General features: G+C 37.3%; 14 protein-coding genes and 1 pseudogene. 10 read left to right on the top strand and 5 right to left on the bottom strand.

Annotation, left to right across the window (positions count from 1 at the left end; genetic code table 11):
- Positions 1–124 precede the first annotated feature (124 nt).
- The 3 genes from GY23_RS12910 (at position 125) to GY23_RS12900 (ending at position 3,406) form a co-directional block, all read left to right on the top strand.
- Positions 125–1,117 (top strand): NADP-dependent oxidoreductase, encoded by a 993-nt coding sequence (locus GY23_RS12910; protein ID WP_075619629.1) that lies wholly within the window; start codon positions 125–127, stop codon positions 1,115–1,117.
- Positions 1,118–1,541: 424 nt separating this feature from the next.
- On the top strand, positions 1,542–2,840 hold the full coding sequence (locus GY23_RS12905; RefSeq protein WP_075619628.1) for an NCS2 family permease: 1,299 nt from the start codon (positions 1,542–1,544) through the stop codon (positions 2,838–2,840).
- 152 nt (positions 2,841–2,992) lie between these two features.
- Entirely contained in the window at positions 2,993–3,406 is a 414-nt protein-coding gene (locus GY23_RS12900) for a DUF1761 domain-containing protein (RefSeq protein WP_075619627.1), read from the top strand.
- A 124-nt stretch (positions 3,407–3,530) separates the two neighbouring features.
- Here GY23_RS12900 and GY23_RS12895 read toward each other — a convergent pair whose 3' ends face one another.
- Positions 3,531–3,890 (bottom strand): winged helix-turn-helix transcriptional regulator, encoded by a 360-nt coding sequence (locus tag GY23_RS12895; protein WP_075619626.1) that lies wholly within the window; start codon positions 3,888–3,890, stop codon positions 3,531–3,533.
- 163 nt (positions 3,891–4,053) lie between these two features.
- Between GY23_RS12895 and GY23_RS12890 the strand changes: the two genes are divergently transcribed.
- Together GY23_RS12890 and GY23_RS12885 are read left to right on the top strand one after the other, a co-directional pair.
- Entirely contained in the window at positions 4,054–5,112 is a 1,059-nt protein-coding gene (locus GY23_RS12890) for an LLM class flavin-dependent oxidoreductase (RefSeq protein ID WP_075619625.1), read from the top strand.
- Between the two features lie 342 nt (positions 5,113–5,454).
- Positions 5,455–6,198 carry a hypothetical protein gene (locus GY23_RS12885; RefSeq protein ID WP_075619624.1) on the top strand — a complete coding sequence of 248 codons (744 nt, stop codon included), beginning with the start codon at positions 5,455–5,457 and terminating at the stop codon, positions 6,196–6,198.
- A 158-nt stretch (positions 6,199–6,356) separates the two neighbouring features.
- Here GY23_RS12885 and GY23_RS12880 read toward each other — a convergent pair whose 3' ends face one another.
- Positions 6,357–6,824: an SRPBCC family protein gene (locus GY23_RS12880; protein ID WP_075619623.1), complete on the bottom strand. Its 468-nt coding sequence runs from the start codon at positions 6,822–6,824 to the stop codon at positions 6,357–6,359.
- Between the two features lie 76 nt (positions 6,825–6,900).
- Complete coding sequence (locus GY23_RS12875; RefSeq protein WP_075619728.1) at positions 6,901–7,356, bottom strand: GNAT family N-acetyltransferase; 456 nt, start codon at positions 7,354–7,356, stop codon at positions 6,901–6,903.
- Positions 7,357–7,731: 375 nt separating this feature from the next.
- Here GY23_RS12875 and GY23_RS12870 point away from each other — a divergent pair, with 375 nt between their 5' ends.
- Both GY23_RS12870 and GY23_RS12865 read left to right on the top strand, forming a co-directional pair.
- The gene (locus GY23_RS12870) at positions 7,732–8,628 is read left to right on the top strand and encodes a TIGR01777 family oxidoreductase (RefSeq protein WP_075619727.1); all 897 of its coding nucleotides are present in this window, start codon (positions 7,732–7,734) and stop codon (positions 8,626–8,628) included.
- A gap of 88 nt (positions 8,629–8,716) precedes the next feature.
- On the top strand, positions 8,717–9,316 hold the full coding sequence (locus GY23_RS12865; RefSeq protein ID WP_075619622.1) for an SET domain-containing protein: 600 nt from the start codon (positions 8,717–8,719) through the stop codon (positions 9,314–9,316).
- A 267-nt stretch (positions 9,317–9,583) separates the two neighbouring features.
- Here GY23_RS12865 and GY23_RS19060 read toward each other — a convergent pair.
- A pseudogene (locus tag GY23_RS19060) lies at positions 9,584–9,781 on the bottom strand (transposase); the annotation flags it as partial.
- A 385-nt stretch (positions 9,782–10,166) separates the two neighbouring features.
- Between GY23_RS19060 and deoD the strand changes: the two are divergent.
- The 3 genes from deoD to GY23_RS12845 all read left to right on the top strand — a co-directional run bounded on the left by deoD (position 10,167) and on the right by GY23_RS12845 (position 14,951).
- The gene (deoD, locus tag GY23_RS12855) at positions 10,167–10,886 is read left to right on the top strand and encodes a purine-nucleoside phosphorylase (RefSeq protein ID WP_075619621.1); all 720 of its coding nucleotides are present in this window, start codon (positions 10,167–10,169) and stop codon (positions 10,884–10,886) included.
- Between the two features lie 583 nt (positions 10,887–11,469).
- A complete protein-coding gene (locus tag GY23_RS12850) occupies positions 11,470–13,416 on the top strand; it encodes a PhoX family protein (RefSeq protein ID WP_075619620.1) in 1,947 nt (648 codons plus the stop codon).
- Between the two features lie 341 nt (positions 13,417–13,757).
- Complete coding sequence (locus tag GY23_RS12845) at positions 13,758–14,951, top strand: DUF4317 domain-containing protein (RefSeq protein WP_075619619.1); 1,194 nt, start codon at positions 13,758–13,760, stop codon at positions 14,949–14,951.
- Between the two features lie 349 nt (positions 14,952–15,300).
- Here GY23_RS12845 and GY23_RS12840 read toward each other — a convergent pair whose 3' ends face one another.
- Positions 15,301–16,197, bottom strand: a complete 897-nt coding sequence (locus tag GY23_RS12840) for an EamA family transporter (protein ID WP_075619618.1) — start codon at positions 16,195–16,197, stop codon at positions 15,301–15,303.
- Positions 16,198–16,541 lie beyond the last annotated feature (344 nt).

The following is a 16,541-nucleotide window of genomic DNA, read 5'->3' as shown; positions in this document are numbered from 1 at the left end:
TCAAGTCTTGGGGGAATTTCATAATGTTTGCGTTAAAAGAGAATGATGAAGTTTCAGGATATCTTGTTTTACAATAAAATCCGGAATTCACTAGTAATTGATGTAGAGAGGAAGGCGTTTTGGCGTGAGAGCATTTGTAATAAAAGGATATAAAAAAGATCCTACTTTTATTGAACGACCAATGCCCAAAATAAGAGATAATGAGGTTTTAGTGGAAGTACATGCAGCGAGTATAAACCCCCTTGATACAAAAATACGTAAGGGCGAATTAAAACTTTTGTTGAAATACGACATGCCTTTAACGTTAGGTAGCGATTTTAGTGGAACCATTATCGAAGTTGGTAAAGGGGTAACCAACTTCAATGTCGGTGATGAAGTTTACGGTCGTCCTCGTTCAGAAAAGATGGGTACATTTACAGAATATCTATCTGTTCATGAAGCAGATATTGCTTTAAAACCTAAAAACCTTAGTTTTGAAGAATCAGCTTCTATCCCATTAGTTGGATTAACTTCATACCAAGCTCTTCATGATATATTGAGTGTGAAAAACGGTCAAAAAGTTCTCATTCATGCTGGCTCAGGCGGCGTAGGAACTTTTGCTATACAACTAGCAAAAGAAATGGGAGCGTATGTTGCAACGACTTCTAGCGAAGGAATTGAGTTAACCAAATCACTTGGAGCAGATAAAATCATTAATTATAAATCTGTGAATTTCGAAGACGTCATAAAAGATTATGACGCAGTAATTGATAGTGTTGGAGGTGAAACATTAGAGAAGTCATTTTTGACAGTAAAAAAAGGGGGGAAAATTGTTTCTATCGCTGGAACTCCGAATGGTCGTTTCGCAAAAGAAATGGGACTTGGTCTAATTAAGAAAACAATTCTCTCATTAGTCAGTTCAAAAATAACTGGATTGGAAAAAAAGTATGATATAAAATACACCTTTCTTTTTATGAAACATAGCGGGCAACAGTTAGAAATTTTATCAGAACTTTTAGAAGCAGGAACAGTGAAACCAACAATTGACCGAGTGTTTCCTTTTGAAGAAGCTAAACATGCGTTAGCGTATACAGAGACAGGTAAAGCTAAAGGAAAAGTAATACTTAAATTAAGGTAATACTGAATGTCTGTTTGAGCACTAGCACAACAAGAAAGATACCTTACTAATAGAAATTTTCTTCAACTAACGGGTGCTTTAGTTTAATAAGAAAAAGACTTACTAAAAATTAGAACCAGAAAAAACACTGGAAAATAATCAGTTTTTTTTGTATTACTTTCTGTCAGAAAATCACAAAAAAGCACCACTAAAAGCGATGCTGATATCATTTCGTTTTATATTGCTGTTTGGGAGTCGATTTCGTGTTTTGCACCTCTAAAGAGAACTCCTTGGGAGCATTTTTGTTGGTTTATAGGACTCTAGGGATGAAGTCTTTTTGGAATTTGCTTGACACCAGACTGAATTATGATTAAAATCGCTAATGGCTCAGCTGTTTATCAGTCAGAGCGGGTGGGAGAGGGCGAATTTAATAGAAGGTTGAATTATGTTTAATTGGATTGACCGATTTTTCGGTATTGAAGTGAACGGAACCACAGCAAAACGGGAAGTAACAGCGGGGGTAATTGGATTTTTCACGGTGGTTTATATCATCGCGGTGAATGCATTGATCCTGTCTGAAGCAGGAATGCCAATCGAAGCAGCGATTGTTGCAACGATTGTCGCTTCAGTTTTCGGATGTCTGTTGATGGGCTTCTGGGGGAATGTGCCGATCCTGCTCGTGCCAGGCATGGGGATTAACGCATTGTTTTCTTACACGATGGTCCAGTCAATGGGTCTTACTTGGCAGGAAGCATTGGCAGTTGTTTTTGTCTCTGGAGTCATATTTGTAATTGTTGCCTTTACGCGTTTTTCTAAATTGATTAGTGCAGCGGTACCGCACTCTTTGAAAGAAGCAATTACGGTCGGACTTGGTCTGTTTCTAATGTTGATTGGTTTGGAAAAAGGCGGGATTGTTGAGAGAGGTACGAGTTCAATTCTTGCACTTGGCTCTTTAGGTGAAGCACAGGTATTGGCAACAGTCTTAACGTTTTTAGTTGCTATTATCTTATTTATCCGCAATGTTCCAGGGAACTTTCTCATTACGATTGTAGTAGGAACCATCATCGCCACATCTTTCGGATTAATTGATTTTAGTCAGGCGGGTAATGCTTCTTTTACAGCTGCTGAAGCATTTGGTGTGTTTGGTGCACTATCGTTTGGGAATATTTTTTCGATGACGTTTTGGATTGCCGTGTTCTCGCTGACAATGGTTCTTGTCTTCGAAAACATCGGTCTCGTTCATGGCCAAGTGTCATTTATCAATCGCCCAGATCGCTTTAGTCGTGCGTTTCAGGCGAACTCGATCTCTGTGATGGCATCTGGTATTTTTGGTACGAGTCCAACGGTGGCTGCTGTTGAGAGTAGTGCTGGTATGGCAGCAGGTGGACGGACTGGACTGACAACTGTAGTTGCAGGTCTATTGTTTCTTGTATCCGCGTTCTTTATTCCTTTCATCAGTCTAATCCCGGGCAGTGCGATTGCTCCAATCCTCATGATTATCGGTGGTTTAATGTTGCAGAACATTAAACATCTCGACATGAAAGACATGAGCGAGAGTTTTCCTGCACTCTTCATCATTGCGATGATTCCGTTCACGTATAGTATTTCGGATGGTATTGCCATTGGCTTTATTTTATATCCAATCTTAAAAGTTGCGATTGGAAAATGGAAAGAAGTCTCACCAACGCTTTACGTAATCGCAGGATTATTCCTGATGAATTTCGTATTTCAAGTTGTTGGGTAAAAATAATGGAGTAAGTAAAAGCACACTCGCGAAAGCGGTGTGCTTTTTGTTTTATTATTCGCATGATATTTTAGGAAATACAGTCCAAATTCGACATTCATATATGTTATAATTGCCTTACTAGTAAGTTAATGGAAAGAGGGGTGGAACTAATGGATATTCAGCAATCATTAGAATCAATTAATTATTGGGCCGTTTTAGTAGCAGCATTATCTGCTTTCGTCATTGGAGGTCTTTGGTATTCGGTATTATTTGCAAAGTCTTGGATGGTGGAAAATGGATTCGATGAAGAGAAATTAAAGAATAGTAATATTGGAATGATTTTTGGTGGATCTTTTATCTTTTCATTGATTATATCTTTTATACTCGTGTTATTTTTAGGACCAGAAAGAGATGCAGCGATAGGTGTTACGGCTGGGTTCATGGCAGGATTTTTTTGGGTTGCATCAGCAATGGGCATTACTTACTTGTTTGAAAGAAAATCAGTTAAATTGTTTTTAATCAATGCAGGATACCATGTCATTACATTTACAATCATGGGCTTGATATTAGGTGCTTGGAAATAGGAAAAGAGAGTTACAAGTTTCATAACGGAAATTTAGTTATATATTATACATGGAACCAATAACAAGAGTTGATAAATCGATCTCTTGTTTTTTTATTCGTATTATTACCAGTCAAATTACTTAATTAATTCAAGTTCTCCATACCTTTTCCTTTCACTTTTTGCATTTTGTGCAAGGTGTGTGCAGTTCCCCATTCATGCATAGCTACTAAAATTGGTTCCAAACTTCTTCCATATTCCGTCATGGAATACTCTACCTTTGGTGGTACTTGAGGATACACTTTACGAGTGATAATGTCCTCTTCCTCTAATTCGCGTAGCTGGTTCGTTAACATTTTCTGCGTGATTCCAGGTACGCTTCGTTTTAAATCGCTGAATCTTTTTGTCCCATCCTGCAATAGAGTCAATAATATTATCGGTTTCCATTTCCCTACTAATATCCCTAGAGCATCTTCCACGCGGCATAATTTCGGTTGCATCTTCATCATCTACCACTCCTTAGTATCCTTTTGTATACTATACCACTATAAAGTGCGTACTTATGTTTTGCGTTCTTACGACTTACACTAGAATTATGAGGGAATTTACTTTACTAACGGTACCGTCAGAACGTAATGCAGATTAAATTGACAGGAAGGGTTGATATATATGGAAAAGTATCGTATTGATCAAAATAATGGCCTGGAATTTGGACTTTATACTCTAGGGGATCATATCCCACATCCACTTACAGGAGAACGTATTTCTGCGCAGCAGCGTATTCATGAAATCATCGATTTAGCGAAGTTAGCGGAGCAAGCCGGCATTGATTTTTTCAGTGTAGGTGAAAGTCATCAAGAGTATTTTGCAACACAAGCACATTCGGTTGTGTTAGCGGCAATTGCCCAAGCGACCAGTAAAATTAAAATTGGAAGTTCCTCAACAATTATTAGTACATCAGATCCAGTGCGTGTTTATGAAGATTTTTCAACGATTGATTTGATTTCGAGGGGACGTACTGAGATTATTGCTGGACGTGCTTCGCGAATCGGTCTTTTTGAATTATTGGGCTTTGACGTCCGTAATTATGAAGAATTGTTTGAAGAAAAGTTTGAGCTATTATTAAAGATTAATAAAGAGGATGTTGTCAATTGGAGTGGGCAATTCCGTGCTCCATTAAACAACGCGAGGGTTATTCCGCGTCCACAGAATGGCTCAATCCCGATTTGGCGTGCAGTCGGAGGGCATCCTGCAAGTGCGATTAAGGCTGGCCATGCTGGGGTTCCAATGTTCCTAGCTACTTTAGGGGGACCTGCTACTAGCTTTAAGGCATCAATTGATGCCTATCGAGAAGCTGCAGACAGTAGTGGTTTTGATTCAGCAACTCTTCCAATTGCAACAGCAGGCTTTTTCTATGCGGCTGAAACGACGCAACAGGCACAGAGCGAGATATACCCTCATGTTAACCAAGGAATGCAGCTAATCAACGGGCGGGGATATCCGAAACAGCATTTCGTACAGGGGGCAGATAAGCGAGATGTAATGAATATCGGCAGTCCACAGCAAATCATTGAAAAAATTCTCTATCAGCATGAGCTGTTTGGTCATCAACGTTATATCGCACAAATGGATTTTGGCGGTGTACCGTATGAAAAACTAGTGAAAAACATTGAGCTGATTGGGACAGAGATCCTGCCAGCAATTAAAAAATATACGTCAAAAAAATAGTGACCTAGCTCCCATGCATATTTAGAAAGCAAGCCCAGTTAAATGAGCTTGCTTTCTTTCTTGTGTGATCTTCCTCTTTCACGAGGTTTTATATCTTGTAGTAGATGTAGTGATATAAGGGAACCCAGGTAGCATTACATAGTTTTTCTACGGACTAGGGGAACATCCTCGTCTGGCATGTGAGAACTCTTATAATTAGGCAATGGTTTTGCATTTTCTATCCGAATCGTTAGTTACACTAATAAAAACGTCGTATGTTTTATTTCGTCTATGATTAATGTCCCCTTTTAAAAACCATGCATATGATAATACAAGGCACGCGATAAGGGGGGCTAAATAATAATGGGATTATTTATTAACAACGATAAGCACCCAGATGTATATAAAAATAATGATCAACTACTTGAATCAAATCAACGATTCTATAGAACCGATTCCCAAGCTGACATGTTGGAAGAGCAACAAAGGATGAATGAGACCTTACAACGGTCATTCAATGAACTGAAAGATACAGTTGAAAAACAAGCCAATAAAAACGCCAATCAATGGAGAAATTTTGGGAACCGATTGTATGAACTGAAAAAAGGGAATCTGCAACATAAGAATAATGAGCATCTTGTAATGGAAGCATTGAAGAAATTAGATGAAAAAAATACCACACTCCAGATAACCATGGAGAATGAACGATTAAGCAAACAACAAGTAATTGATCAGATTAACTACTTAAGTCATTCGAATCATGGGTTTGTGGAGCAATTGGATAAGTTAGTATTGGCAACGGACCAACTTGATATAAAAGTGGATGAACAGCTGGACTTGCAAAAACAAATTGCACAACAAATGGTGAAACAAGACGATACGCACCAGGAAGTATTAAAACGACTGGATAACCAAGAGGCACTGAATGAGAAAATTTTAAGACAAGTCGACCATTTCCGTTCAATTCTTTTCGAACGTACCAATTATCTGGCAGAAAAAATTGAAAAAGGCTATCATCTTACATCATCCTATTTCACGAACCTAGTGACATCATCTGATAAACCACTGACACATTTTTTGATGAAACAAAAACAGAAAGAAGAGTAGAACACATCTGAAAAAACACGAAAAGAAAATCTTTGACAGGCATAAAAGTGTTTTCAATCAATCAACAGAAAAAATCCCGTAATTGTCTAAAAGACAGTTACGGGATTTTTATTGGCCTACAGTTTGGATGCTCCCACATGCCAATGTTATCGGGTTACTCATAATGAGGTAGTTTCGGTATCGTGTAAAGCTTCTTGTTCCACGCGGTCCATAAATTCATGAACCACTTTATCCCCATTTTTTCCACTTCCCAATTTCAACATTGCACGACCCACAAAATTGATGCCGCGATTTTCGCCTGCATAGATGAATTTTGTCTGCTGCTCACTTATTTTTTCCATTGAAAAGGCCAAATTCATTTCAAACGCATGTGCAAGTTTAAATCGGATACGCTTATGCTTATAATCTCTCGAATCCTCAAATTCCACAATATGCACCGGGTACGTTTCTTTACGTTTTCCTTCTTGATATGTCTGTTCATAGGTTGAACCACGCATTTCAGGCTTTTTATCAATCCAACGATTTTCCACTACTTTGGGCATTATGCGTGAAGCTTGCTCTTCTTTGAATAGATCCCATACGACGTTGATCGGTGCATCAATAAGACGTTCTTCTTGCCATTTCATTCGCTTGTTTCCTCCTTTCCTTACATCCTATAGGATAGGGTGCACCACAGTGTCAAACAGCAGTTGAAAAAGAATTTTAAATTTCCTTTACCATCACTACATTGGTTGTTTCATATCCTAACGATTCATATAAACCTCTCGCTACTAGGTTATGACCAAAAACATGTAAACCTATCTTTGTCATGCCTAATTCTTTTGCAATCCCTTCAATTTCTTTCATCGCTTCTTTCCCATATCCACAACCTCGATATGTTTCCGATATGCTTATGTCATAAATAAATCCTTCTCCATTTGTTTTTTGTGCAAGCCAAATTATTCCGACTGCATGGTTCTCATGAAGAACGTTATATAAATAATTGTTCTCTGATTTTTCCCCATCAGGTAAGAGTCGTGCATATTCTTCTTTAGCTTTAGTCAGTGACTCTTCTTGACTCCAATTCCCCGAAGCCACTTTTTCTTTTGCATAATTAACAACGCTAATATCTAAGTACTGTTGAAATTCCTCAGAGCTCATCAATTTTAAAGTAACCAATTTTAAATCCTCCTCAAATTTGCTTGAACAGTCCTTCGTAAGTTTTTTCGTATCATTACCTATTCGTTTTTTCATTCTAATAACCCTTTAATTTATGGCAATGTGAAGAGAATGGCATAGCTTAACATCTCTATTAATTTGTATGGCTCCAATGAAAGTTGCTGATGTTAATGAAAAGACGAAGAGTGCATTTGCGACGAGCTTACGCAGGAGCGTGAAGAAGGAGACCCACAAGTATGTGGTTTTCTCATGCGGAAGGTACGGGCATTGCAAATGTACGATAAACAACAGTATAAAGGAAATCACCACAGCCGCATCCTCAATGTGAATCCCATCGTCTTAATTAGTAAGAACTTACATGAAAAGAGTGATGGTATGAAAAAGAAGATCGTCATAGCTGGTGGAACGGGTTTTATTGGTCAATATTTTGAGGAGAAATTCACGAAATTAGGATATGAAGTAATCATCATTTCAAGACAATCTCATCATCTTCCATGGACGGACCATCTTGGAATTGTAAAAGCTCTCGAACGTGCAGAGATACTCATCAACCTAGCAGGAAAGTCAGTTAACTGTCGCTACAATGATGCAAATAAGGAAGAAATCATGGATTCAAGAACTGAAACCACACACATACTGGGAACTGCAATATTAGCATGTGAATGTCCTCCGCAATTATGGATCAATTCAAGTACGGCGACAATTTACCGTCATGCGGAAGACAGGCCGATGACGGAATCAAGTGGTGAGATTGGAACGGGCTTTTCTGTAGACGTAGCGAAAGCTTGGGAACAAGCATTGTTTGCCTTTCAGTTGCCATATACGAGACAAGTCGCATTAAGAATTTCCATTGTATTAGGTGAAGATGGTGGTGTAATGACTGCATTCGAAAATTTGGTTCGTTTTGGCCTAGGCGGTGCTCAAGGTTCAGGAAATCAGAAGTTCAGTTGGATTCATATCGAAGATTTATATAACATTATTCTTTTCCTGCAAGACAAGAAAGATTTAAGTGGCGTGTTTAATTGTGCCGCTCCTCATCCTGTTTCGAATCGCGAATTAATGTCGCAATTACGTCGAGCGATGAATCGGAAGATTGGCTTACCTTCGCCAAAGTGGATGCTCGAGATGGGGGCAGTTGTTATTCGGACAGAGACCGAACTAATTTTAAAGAGTCGCTGGGTTCTTCCAGAGAGGTTAGAGAAAGAAGGGTTTGAGTTTACATTTGATACGCTAGAGAAAGCACTTCATCAAATCGTGAAAAGTCCGAGGTAGAGGTATCCCACAACATATGTTTCAACAAGTCATTCCCCAACTGCATAGACTGAGGTTATTACCAACTATGTAAAGGGGAATACTCTGCATGATATATCCGCATACGGAACTGCGTTATATAAATGATCAAATCGGTTTTGGTGTATTTGCGACAAGGTTCATTCCAAAAGGGACGATTACTTGGGCATTAGATGATCTTGATCAAATTTTAGAACCGAAGTTTGTTAATAAGTTAGATAAATACGGTAGTGAAGTTGTTAAAAAATATGCATACCGTAATCAACATGGCCAATACGTTCTTTGTTGGGATCTGGGAAGATATGTGAATCATAGTTTTCACGCCAATTGTATGGGGACGGCTTATGAGTTTGAAGTGGCTATTCGGGACATTTACCCAGGAGAGCAGTTAATGGATGATTATGGCACTTTAAACATTGATGAACCTTTTGAATGTATTTCTGAAAAAGGGACGGATCGGAAAATTGTTTATCCAGATGATTTACTGCATTTTCATGAGGAATGGGATCAGAAAGTGATTGAGGCATTAAAATATCTATACAAAGTGGAACAACCGTTATTACATCTGATTCGTCCGGAGTTTAAAGAAAAAGTAAAAATAGCAGCTACAGAGCATATCCTATTGGACTCTATTAAAAATATTTATTATAACCGTGAAGAATTTAGGTAAACCTGATATTAAACGGTTATATTAGGTTTTCACATATTGAACGGTAAACCTTACCATAAGTAAATGAGGTATTTACTAAATTTAGATTGAATGTTTTGTGAGAAATGTATGGTAAGTGTTGCAAACTTTTTAATGGGGCTGTCTAAAAATCCCTAAAATGAAACAGGTGAAGAAAAACGAGTCGTTTTTCTCCACCTGTTTTTATGCTTTCACTTGTTTTCCTTGAAAGTAGCTGGCGGAAGCCTGCTACTTTCAAGAGGTTGTGGGCTAATGCCACAACCCCAAACTCTGTGTGGTCTTATCAAGGCCCCGCAGTAAAAATCTGCGGAACGACCGATTGCCCTTGATGTGACTAAAAACACTTATTACGTCAATTTTACGTTGCGCGTAGATGCGTGATTTTGTTTCACATTCAAGGGCTGCTTTTGCCTTTGCTTTCATTTCTTCAAAAATGGGATTCCATTTTACTTGTCGATTGCCTTACCCATTGATTTTTAATCACTTTATAGATTGTAGTGGAAGGCGGCGACTCCTGCGGGCTCATCGCCCGCCCGTTTCTGCATCGCTACGCTAGCTTCGAAACATGAAAGTACGTTGGAACGGAAATCTTCATATTCATATAACGGAGAAATATTAATATGAAGAGAGCTGCCCTAAAAGTCATTTTCTATAATTATTGGGACAGCCCCATACAAATTAATCTAATTGTATAAAATTTCAAAATTAATGGATAGTGGACATTGTATGGTAATTAAATATATACTTAAAAAAATTGTGAATTAGATAAAAAAAACTCGATTACAAAAGATATAGTCTAACAATAATATAAGAATATTAAGGAGAGAATCAAATGAAAAACAATGAATTAAAAGAATCACCACATATTAAGCCAAATGGAGTAGAAATAGCTGAAACTATACTTTTGCCAGGAGATCCTTATCGTGCAAAGTTTATAGCTGAAAACTTTTTAGAAAAACCAGTTCTTTTTAATGAAGTTCGAGGTATGCTGGGGTACACAGGCGAATATAAAGGAAAGAAAGTTTCTGTTATGGGTACCGGTATGGGTTCACCAAGTATGGCAATATATTCATGGGAACTAATTAATGTTTTTGGAGTTAAGAATTTAATTCGTATAGGTTCATGTGGGGCTATGCAAAATGATATTAAGTTATATGACATTATACTTGCTATGGGAGCAGCAACAAATTCAAATTATGCACATCAATGGAATCTTCCAGGTCAATTTCCAATTACAGCATCTTATGAATTATTAGAGAAAGCTAAGAAAATAGCTGATGAAAAGAATTATAAGGTTCATGTAGGGAATGTACTATCTAGTGATGTTTTCTATAATGCTGATGAAACTGCAACAGAAAAGTGGGCTAAGATGGGAATATTAGCGGAAGAAATGGAAACGACAAGTTTATATTTAAATGCTGCTAGTGCTGGAGCTAAAGCATTAACAATTTTAACAGTAAGTGACCATATGATTACACATGAACAAATAACACAAGAGGAAAGACAAACTTCATTTACAAAGATGATGGAAATAGCTTTAGATATAGTATAAGTAATGGGAGTCATAAATACCTCTTTTCTTGGATGAATGTAAGTGTGTCACACAGTAGATACACAGCCTAAGCATCATACCTGTTAAAAAGTATTTAATTCTTTGAATTCATTATTATCTTAATAAAAATAAGCAATCAGTCAAAAAAGAGTAGAATGCTGAAATTAATCTGAGCATTCTACTCTTTTTTTGTGTCTCTAATATCACCAAAATCTATTTGATGACCGCCGAGTTGCTCCGCTCCATTTGTGATTACCGTGGCCAAAAGGTAAGTTTTCACCTTTCATAAGTTTGTTTATTTTTGTTAGTAGATTAATATAAGGAAAAAAAAGACTTCAAAAAGACAACTATTCCCTACTTTCAAACCATATGACAATCGACAGCTACTTTCAGAAAAAGATTATAAAAATTCAAAAGCAAGTGGAGAAAAACAACCTGTTTTCTCCACTTGCTTTATTTTAGGGACTTATCGGACAGCCCCCTTGTGGAATTAATAATATTTATACAAAAAATCAACATTATCTTTATATAGTTTTGGTTTAATTAAATTGTAAAATATAAATTTACTAGGAGGAATCATTAGATGATTAATAAGAAACTTGTGAATACAGGAGCTACTTTAGCTCTTGCTTTAGCTATTACAGTTCCAGCATTATTACCGACAGCAGCGGCATCTAAGGATAATAGTAAAATAGAATTTGTTAAATTTAACGGAATGAAAGCACCATCTACTATTGATGAAATGGTAAAAACGTATACAACTGCAACAGTTGATGTGAAATATAGCAATGGAAAAGTAAAAACATTTCCGTTGTCTTATAACTACCTTTTTAAATCAGAAGATAAGGTAGCAACAGTTAAAGGGGAAAAAATCCCTGCAGGTACACCGATTGATGTGAACGGCAATCCAATCGTTGATCCAAGTAGTACAGATGGAAAATACTTTGTTTCAGATGCTCCGGATTCAAATAGTTTATTAATGCCAATTGACGGCAAACTTTATATGGTTACACATTATGAATATCAAACAATTGATGCTTCTGGTCAATCAGCTTACGGTTTAGTTCCAGCATCTATGTCTTTAACTGAGATGGAACAGGACAAAAAAACAGGTGAACTTAAACCTGCCAATGTTAAAAAAATTGATTTTTCAGCAGTAAATGGGCTTTGGATTCCATGTAATGGATCTTTATCACCTTGGAATACACACTTAGGTTCAGAAGAATATGAGCCAGATGCTCGCCAATTTGCAGATCCTACATCAAAAACAAGAAGTCAAGTTGAAACATTTGCTCAATTCTATTTTGGAGATAAAGCAAAGGCTAATCCTTATTTCTATGGCTACACCCCTGAAATTACTGTAGCTAAAAATGGTAAAGCATCAGTTGTAAAACATTACAGCACAGGACGTTTCTCCCATGAGTTAGCTAAAGTAATGCCTGATAACAAAACTGTAATTTACGGTGATGATGGCGGTAATACAGGAATGTTTATGTATGTAGCCGATAAAGCAAAAGATTTATCAGCGGGTACACTATACGCAGCGAAATTTAAACAAACAGGAACTGAGAATGGTGGTTCAGGAGACTTAGAATGGATTAATTTAGGACATGCAACGGATAAAGAAGTGAAAAATATTATTGATAGCGGCATTACATTCAATGATATTTTTGAAACTTCTGATGTACCTAAAGAAGGTTTTACAGCGATAAAACAATATTCATATGGTAAAACAGAATATCTAAAACTTAAACCTGGTAAAGAAAAAGCAGCGGCCTTCCTTGAAACACGCCGATACGCAGCAATGCTTGGTGCGACTACTGAATTTAACAAAATGGAAGGTGTAGCGTTAAACGAAAAGGATAAAAAAGTATATATTGCTATTTCCGATCAAAGTAAGAGCATGGAAAAAGATTCAACAGGAAAAGATCCAGCAGACCATATCCAATTACCAAAAATTAAAGCTGGTGTAACTTATCAATTAGATTTGCAAGGTGGTCAAAAGGATAGCGGAGGAAAAGTTATTGATAGCTCTTATGTAGCACCATCAATGCATGGATTGGTAGTAGGGGAGGATCTTCCTAAAGCTGATGCATATGGAAACACTGCAAATGTAGACAAAGTAGCGAATCCGGATAACTTAAGCTATTCCGAAGCAATGAGAACCCTCTTTATCGGTGAAGATAGCGGTGCTCACACAAATAACTTTGTTTGGTCATATAATGTTGATACGAAAGAATTACAACGTATTTTATCTGTCCCAGCAGGAGCGGAAGCAACAGGATTATTTGCTGCAGATGACCGCAATGGTTTCTCATACATTTTCAGTAATTTCCAACATCCTGGTGATGAAGTAGATAGTAAGTCAATTACAGCTGTTAACAAAGATGAATTAGTTAAAGCTGTTGACGAACAAATTGGTATTAATAAAACAGGTGGTATTGGTTATATCTCTGGTATACCTTCTTTAACAAAATATAATAATGGTAAATATCAAAAAGACTTAGAAATAGATAATAAAGGAAAGTAAGTTTATGGAAAAGCTAAGTGAACGAACACAAATTTAAGTATCAGCAACTGATGTAGCAGGAAATATATGTGCTATCAGTAAACCGTACCATAATAGGTGCGGTTTTTTCTTTCATAGCTTTTAAAATCAAAGACTTCTTTAATGTCAAATTATTATCAGAATTCCGGGGGTCACTTGGACACGCTGTTCCCGCCGTAGTCACTCAATCCAGAATTGACTGTGTTCCTTTCTCCACCTTAAATATTGGTATAATAAAGAGCATCAAAAGCTAAACGATAGCTTTTGATGCTCTTTTTTTGTGCATACTACGGATTTTACTAGCCAGGGAGTTGGAATTAGAAATGAATAAGAAGGATATAGCAGATATTCGCAAACGATTTAAGCTGGATACCGATTTATTGAAAATCTCTGACATTTATAATGTTTACATCAAGCAGGAAAGCAGTGAGATCTTTCATGAAGAGAGCCGCTCATTTTCCTTGCTGGACCGGGAGCAGCAAGAGCTGTTTCTTGCCAACTTTAAAAAGGTTTTAGGTGGGAAACTGGATGAGAAGCTATTTGAGGTGAAGTTCCAGCGTCAAGAAGAGGGGCAAACGGACCATACGCAGCGACTTTTATATGAAGGGCTTCATGCAGATGAGGTCGGTGAATGGAAAGCGAATATGCAGCGCATTGCCTTGAAGATGGTAGAAGACAGCCAATATGAAAAGGATATGGTCGTCACATTCATTCGTGGAAATTATTTTAAAACGACGAAACGCCAGCCCGATGAAACGGAAACAGACATGCGGGATGAAGTGTATACCACTCCTTTTATCCTCAGCAGCATGAATCAAACCGAACTGCCGAAAAGTTCACTGGTGTTTGATTTTGTCGAGAGAGAGTTTAAATCGAGTCTGCTGGCAGATCCCGTCATTAAACTTGCCTCTCCAATTGGTGGGTTTCTGTTCCCTAGCTTCACGGACAACGCCGCAGACATAAATCACATCCTTTATGCTGCGAGCAAGTCGAATAAACCGGATTTTCATTTTATCGAAAATGTATTGAACGGCAACGAAATCATGACTGCCGAGGAAGATAAAGCGGTCTTTGAAGAAATTATAAAAGCAGTGATTGGTGATGAAGTAAATTCGAAAACCCTCGCCAATGTATATGATGAAATCAATAGTATGTTAGTGGTGGAAGAAGATAATGAGGACGATGAAGAGAGTACTCCTACTTTGGATACTAAAGAAGTTGCACGTGTACTGAAGGCGAGCGGCATCAAAGATGTGAGTACGGAAAAAGTGGAAAGGGCCTTTCAGCAGGTGGTTGAGGACAAAAACTATGAAATGAAAGCAAGCCATGTCGTTCCAAGTTACGCGTCCAAGTCTATTAAAATCAGCACGAAAGTAGCGAATATTGCGATTAGCCCTCAAGACTTGAGATATGTCAGACAGGTCAATTACAATGGCAAACGCTGTCTATTGATCGAGGTGGAAGAAGACACGATGATTGAAGGATTTAAGCTACTTCCGGAAGAGCTGTTGGAGTAAGAGAGATTGAGTGAACCATCAGCCAGCTATCTAAAATGGGAACCTCATTTAGCCCTGCTACGGTGAACTTTACCATAAGTAAATGAGGTTTTTTTTAAGTTTCTTATAATCATTTTTTGAAAGAATTTAACTTTATCCATTTCACCTAATTTATATGGGAGATTAGGTTATATCTATGTAAAGTCGAAGCCGGGCATCACCTTATGATTTTCTCATTTCTAGTTTAATCAAAAAAGACAGTAATCAAGCTCGAATTTCATCGAGTTTGTTTACTGTCTTAAGCTAGCCAAAAGGTAACCCAAAAGTCTTGTGTAGCTAGGACATTTTTTTCAAATGCTCGTTTTGAGCGTTAATAATGCTTTCTTATTCGAAAAAGGTTAGTCCCGAATTCATTAAATGCGATTGCCACTAAAATAATAGCCGTTCCTAACCATTGAAGCGGCGTTACCGTTTCAGACAAAATAATGCTAGCAGATAGGATTGCGATAGGTAATTCAATTGTTGTTAATATATTTGCGATTCCTCCTGAAACCAAAGGTGCGCCCGCTGCGAATAATAGTGGTGGAAGGACTGCTCCAAATAACGAAACTCCGAAGGCAGTAGTTAACAGGTTTTCCTCCAATGGCAGTACAGTTGGGATGTCAGGCATAAATAGGACAAACACTAAGATGGTTGATCCTGTTACCATCAAAGAGCTCCGAGTCCATGGATCCACATTAACAGCGACCTTTCCACTGAAAAAAATAAATCCCGCATAAGTGAATGCGGATAGAATACCATAAATGAAACCTTTAATCGGTAGGCCCTGTATTTCTCCATTTAAAATATCCGAAGCAAAAAAGACCCCTACTAAAATTAAAATGATTGACAATACTGTTACAGGAGCAGGTTTTATTTTACTGAAAATCCATTCTAAAATAATCCCTATCCAAACGAATTGGAACATTAAAATGATGGCCAATGAAGCGGGCAGATATTGCATCGAACCATAATAAAAAATACTTGTTAAACCGATAAAACAACCGGTAATCATAATTTGAAGTACATTCTTCTTATTAAGTCCTTTGAAACTGGAGCGTTTAAGTAGAGTGAAAGTCCATAATAAAAATGAAGAAATTACCATTTGCACGATATTGATTTGACCTAGTGAGTAGCCGTAGCTAAACCCTAATTTAGCAAATATCGGTGTAAAACCAAAAAACGAAGCACCTAATAATATAAATAAAACGCCTTTATTTAATTTCAATATGAGACCTCCTTGCTGCAAACGAATCATACTATTATATCATAAATAAGCAGGAGCTTGGCCGTCCCAATCAGAAGTGGTGTTAGCAATTAACATTTATCGGGATATTGTGCAAGAACTACCTACAAATTAAATGATAGAAGCACATCAATTAGCAAATTGATGTGCTTCTTTATGAGTGGATGACTATTTTTTTCTTATTCAATGTTGGTTATGTGCCTAATAAAAGTACTAGCTAAATAAGTATACAAGACTTCTAAGTCTTAAAGAAGAGTAGTTCATTGTCTGCGACTGTATCTTACATAACAACATCTGATATTAGTTATTTGCAATAAGTTATTCAA

Source organism: Paenisporosarcina indica (genome assembly GCF_001939075.1).
Taxonomy (GTDB): Bacteria; Bacillota; Bacilli; order Bacillales_A; family Planococcaceae; genus Paenisporosarcina; species Paenisporosarcina indica.
Note: the sequence above shows the minus strand (reverse complement) of the source record. Positions and strands in the feature narration are given on the sequence as shown.

What these genes read in the sequence shown, in the direction of transcription:
- GY23_RS12905 (WP_075619628.1), top strand. Translation starts at nt 1,542, where the DNA reads ATGTTTAATTGGATTGACCGATTTTTCGGTATTGAAGTGAACGGAACC.
- GY23_RS12900 (WP_075619627.1), top strand. Translation starts at nt 2,993, where the DNA reads ATGGATATTCAGCAATCATTAGAATCAATTAATTATTGGGCCGTTTTA.
- GY23_RS12895 (WP_075619626.1), bottom strand. Translation starts at nt 3,890, where the DNA reads ATGAAGATGCAACCGAAATTATGCCGCGTGGAAGATGCTCTAGGGATA.
- GY23_RS12890 (WP_075619625.1), top strand. Translation starts at nt 4,054, where the DNA reads ATGGAAAAGTATCGTATTGATCAAAATAATGGCCTGGAATTTGGACTT.
- GY23_RS12885 (WP_075619624.1), top strand. Translation starts at nt 5,455, where the DNA reads ATGGGATTATTTATTAACAACGATAAGCACCCAGATGTATATAAAAAT.
- GY23_RS12880 (WP_075619623.1), bottom strand. Translation starts at nt 6,824, where the DNA reads ATGAAATGGCAAGAAGAACGTCTTATTGATGCACCGATCAACGTCGTA.
- GY23_RS12870 (WP_075619727.1), top strand. Translation starts at nt 7,732, where the DNA reads ATGAAAAAGAAGATCGTCATAGCTGGTGGAACGGGTTTTATTGGTCAA.
- GY23_RS12865 (WP_075619622.1), top strand. Translation starts at nt 8,717, where the DNA reads ATGATATATCCGCATACGGAACTGCGTTATATAAATGATCAAATCGGT.
- deoD (WP_075619621.1), top strand. Translation starts at nt 10,167, where the DNA reads ATGAAAAACAATGAATTAAAAGAATCACCACATATTAAGCCAAATGGA.
- GY23_RS12850 (WP_075619620.1), top strand. Translation starts at nt 11,470, where the DNA reads ATGATTAATAAGAAACTTGTGAATACAGGAGCTACTTTAGCTCTTGCT.
- GY23_RS12845 (WP_075619619.1), top strand. Translation starts at nt 13,758, where the DNA reads ATGAATAAGAAGGATATAGCAGATATTCGCAAACGATTTAAGCTGGAT.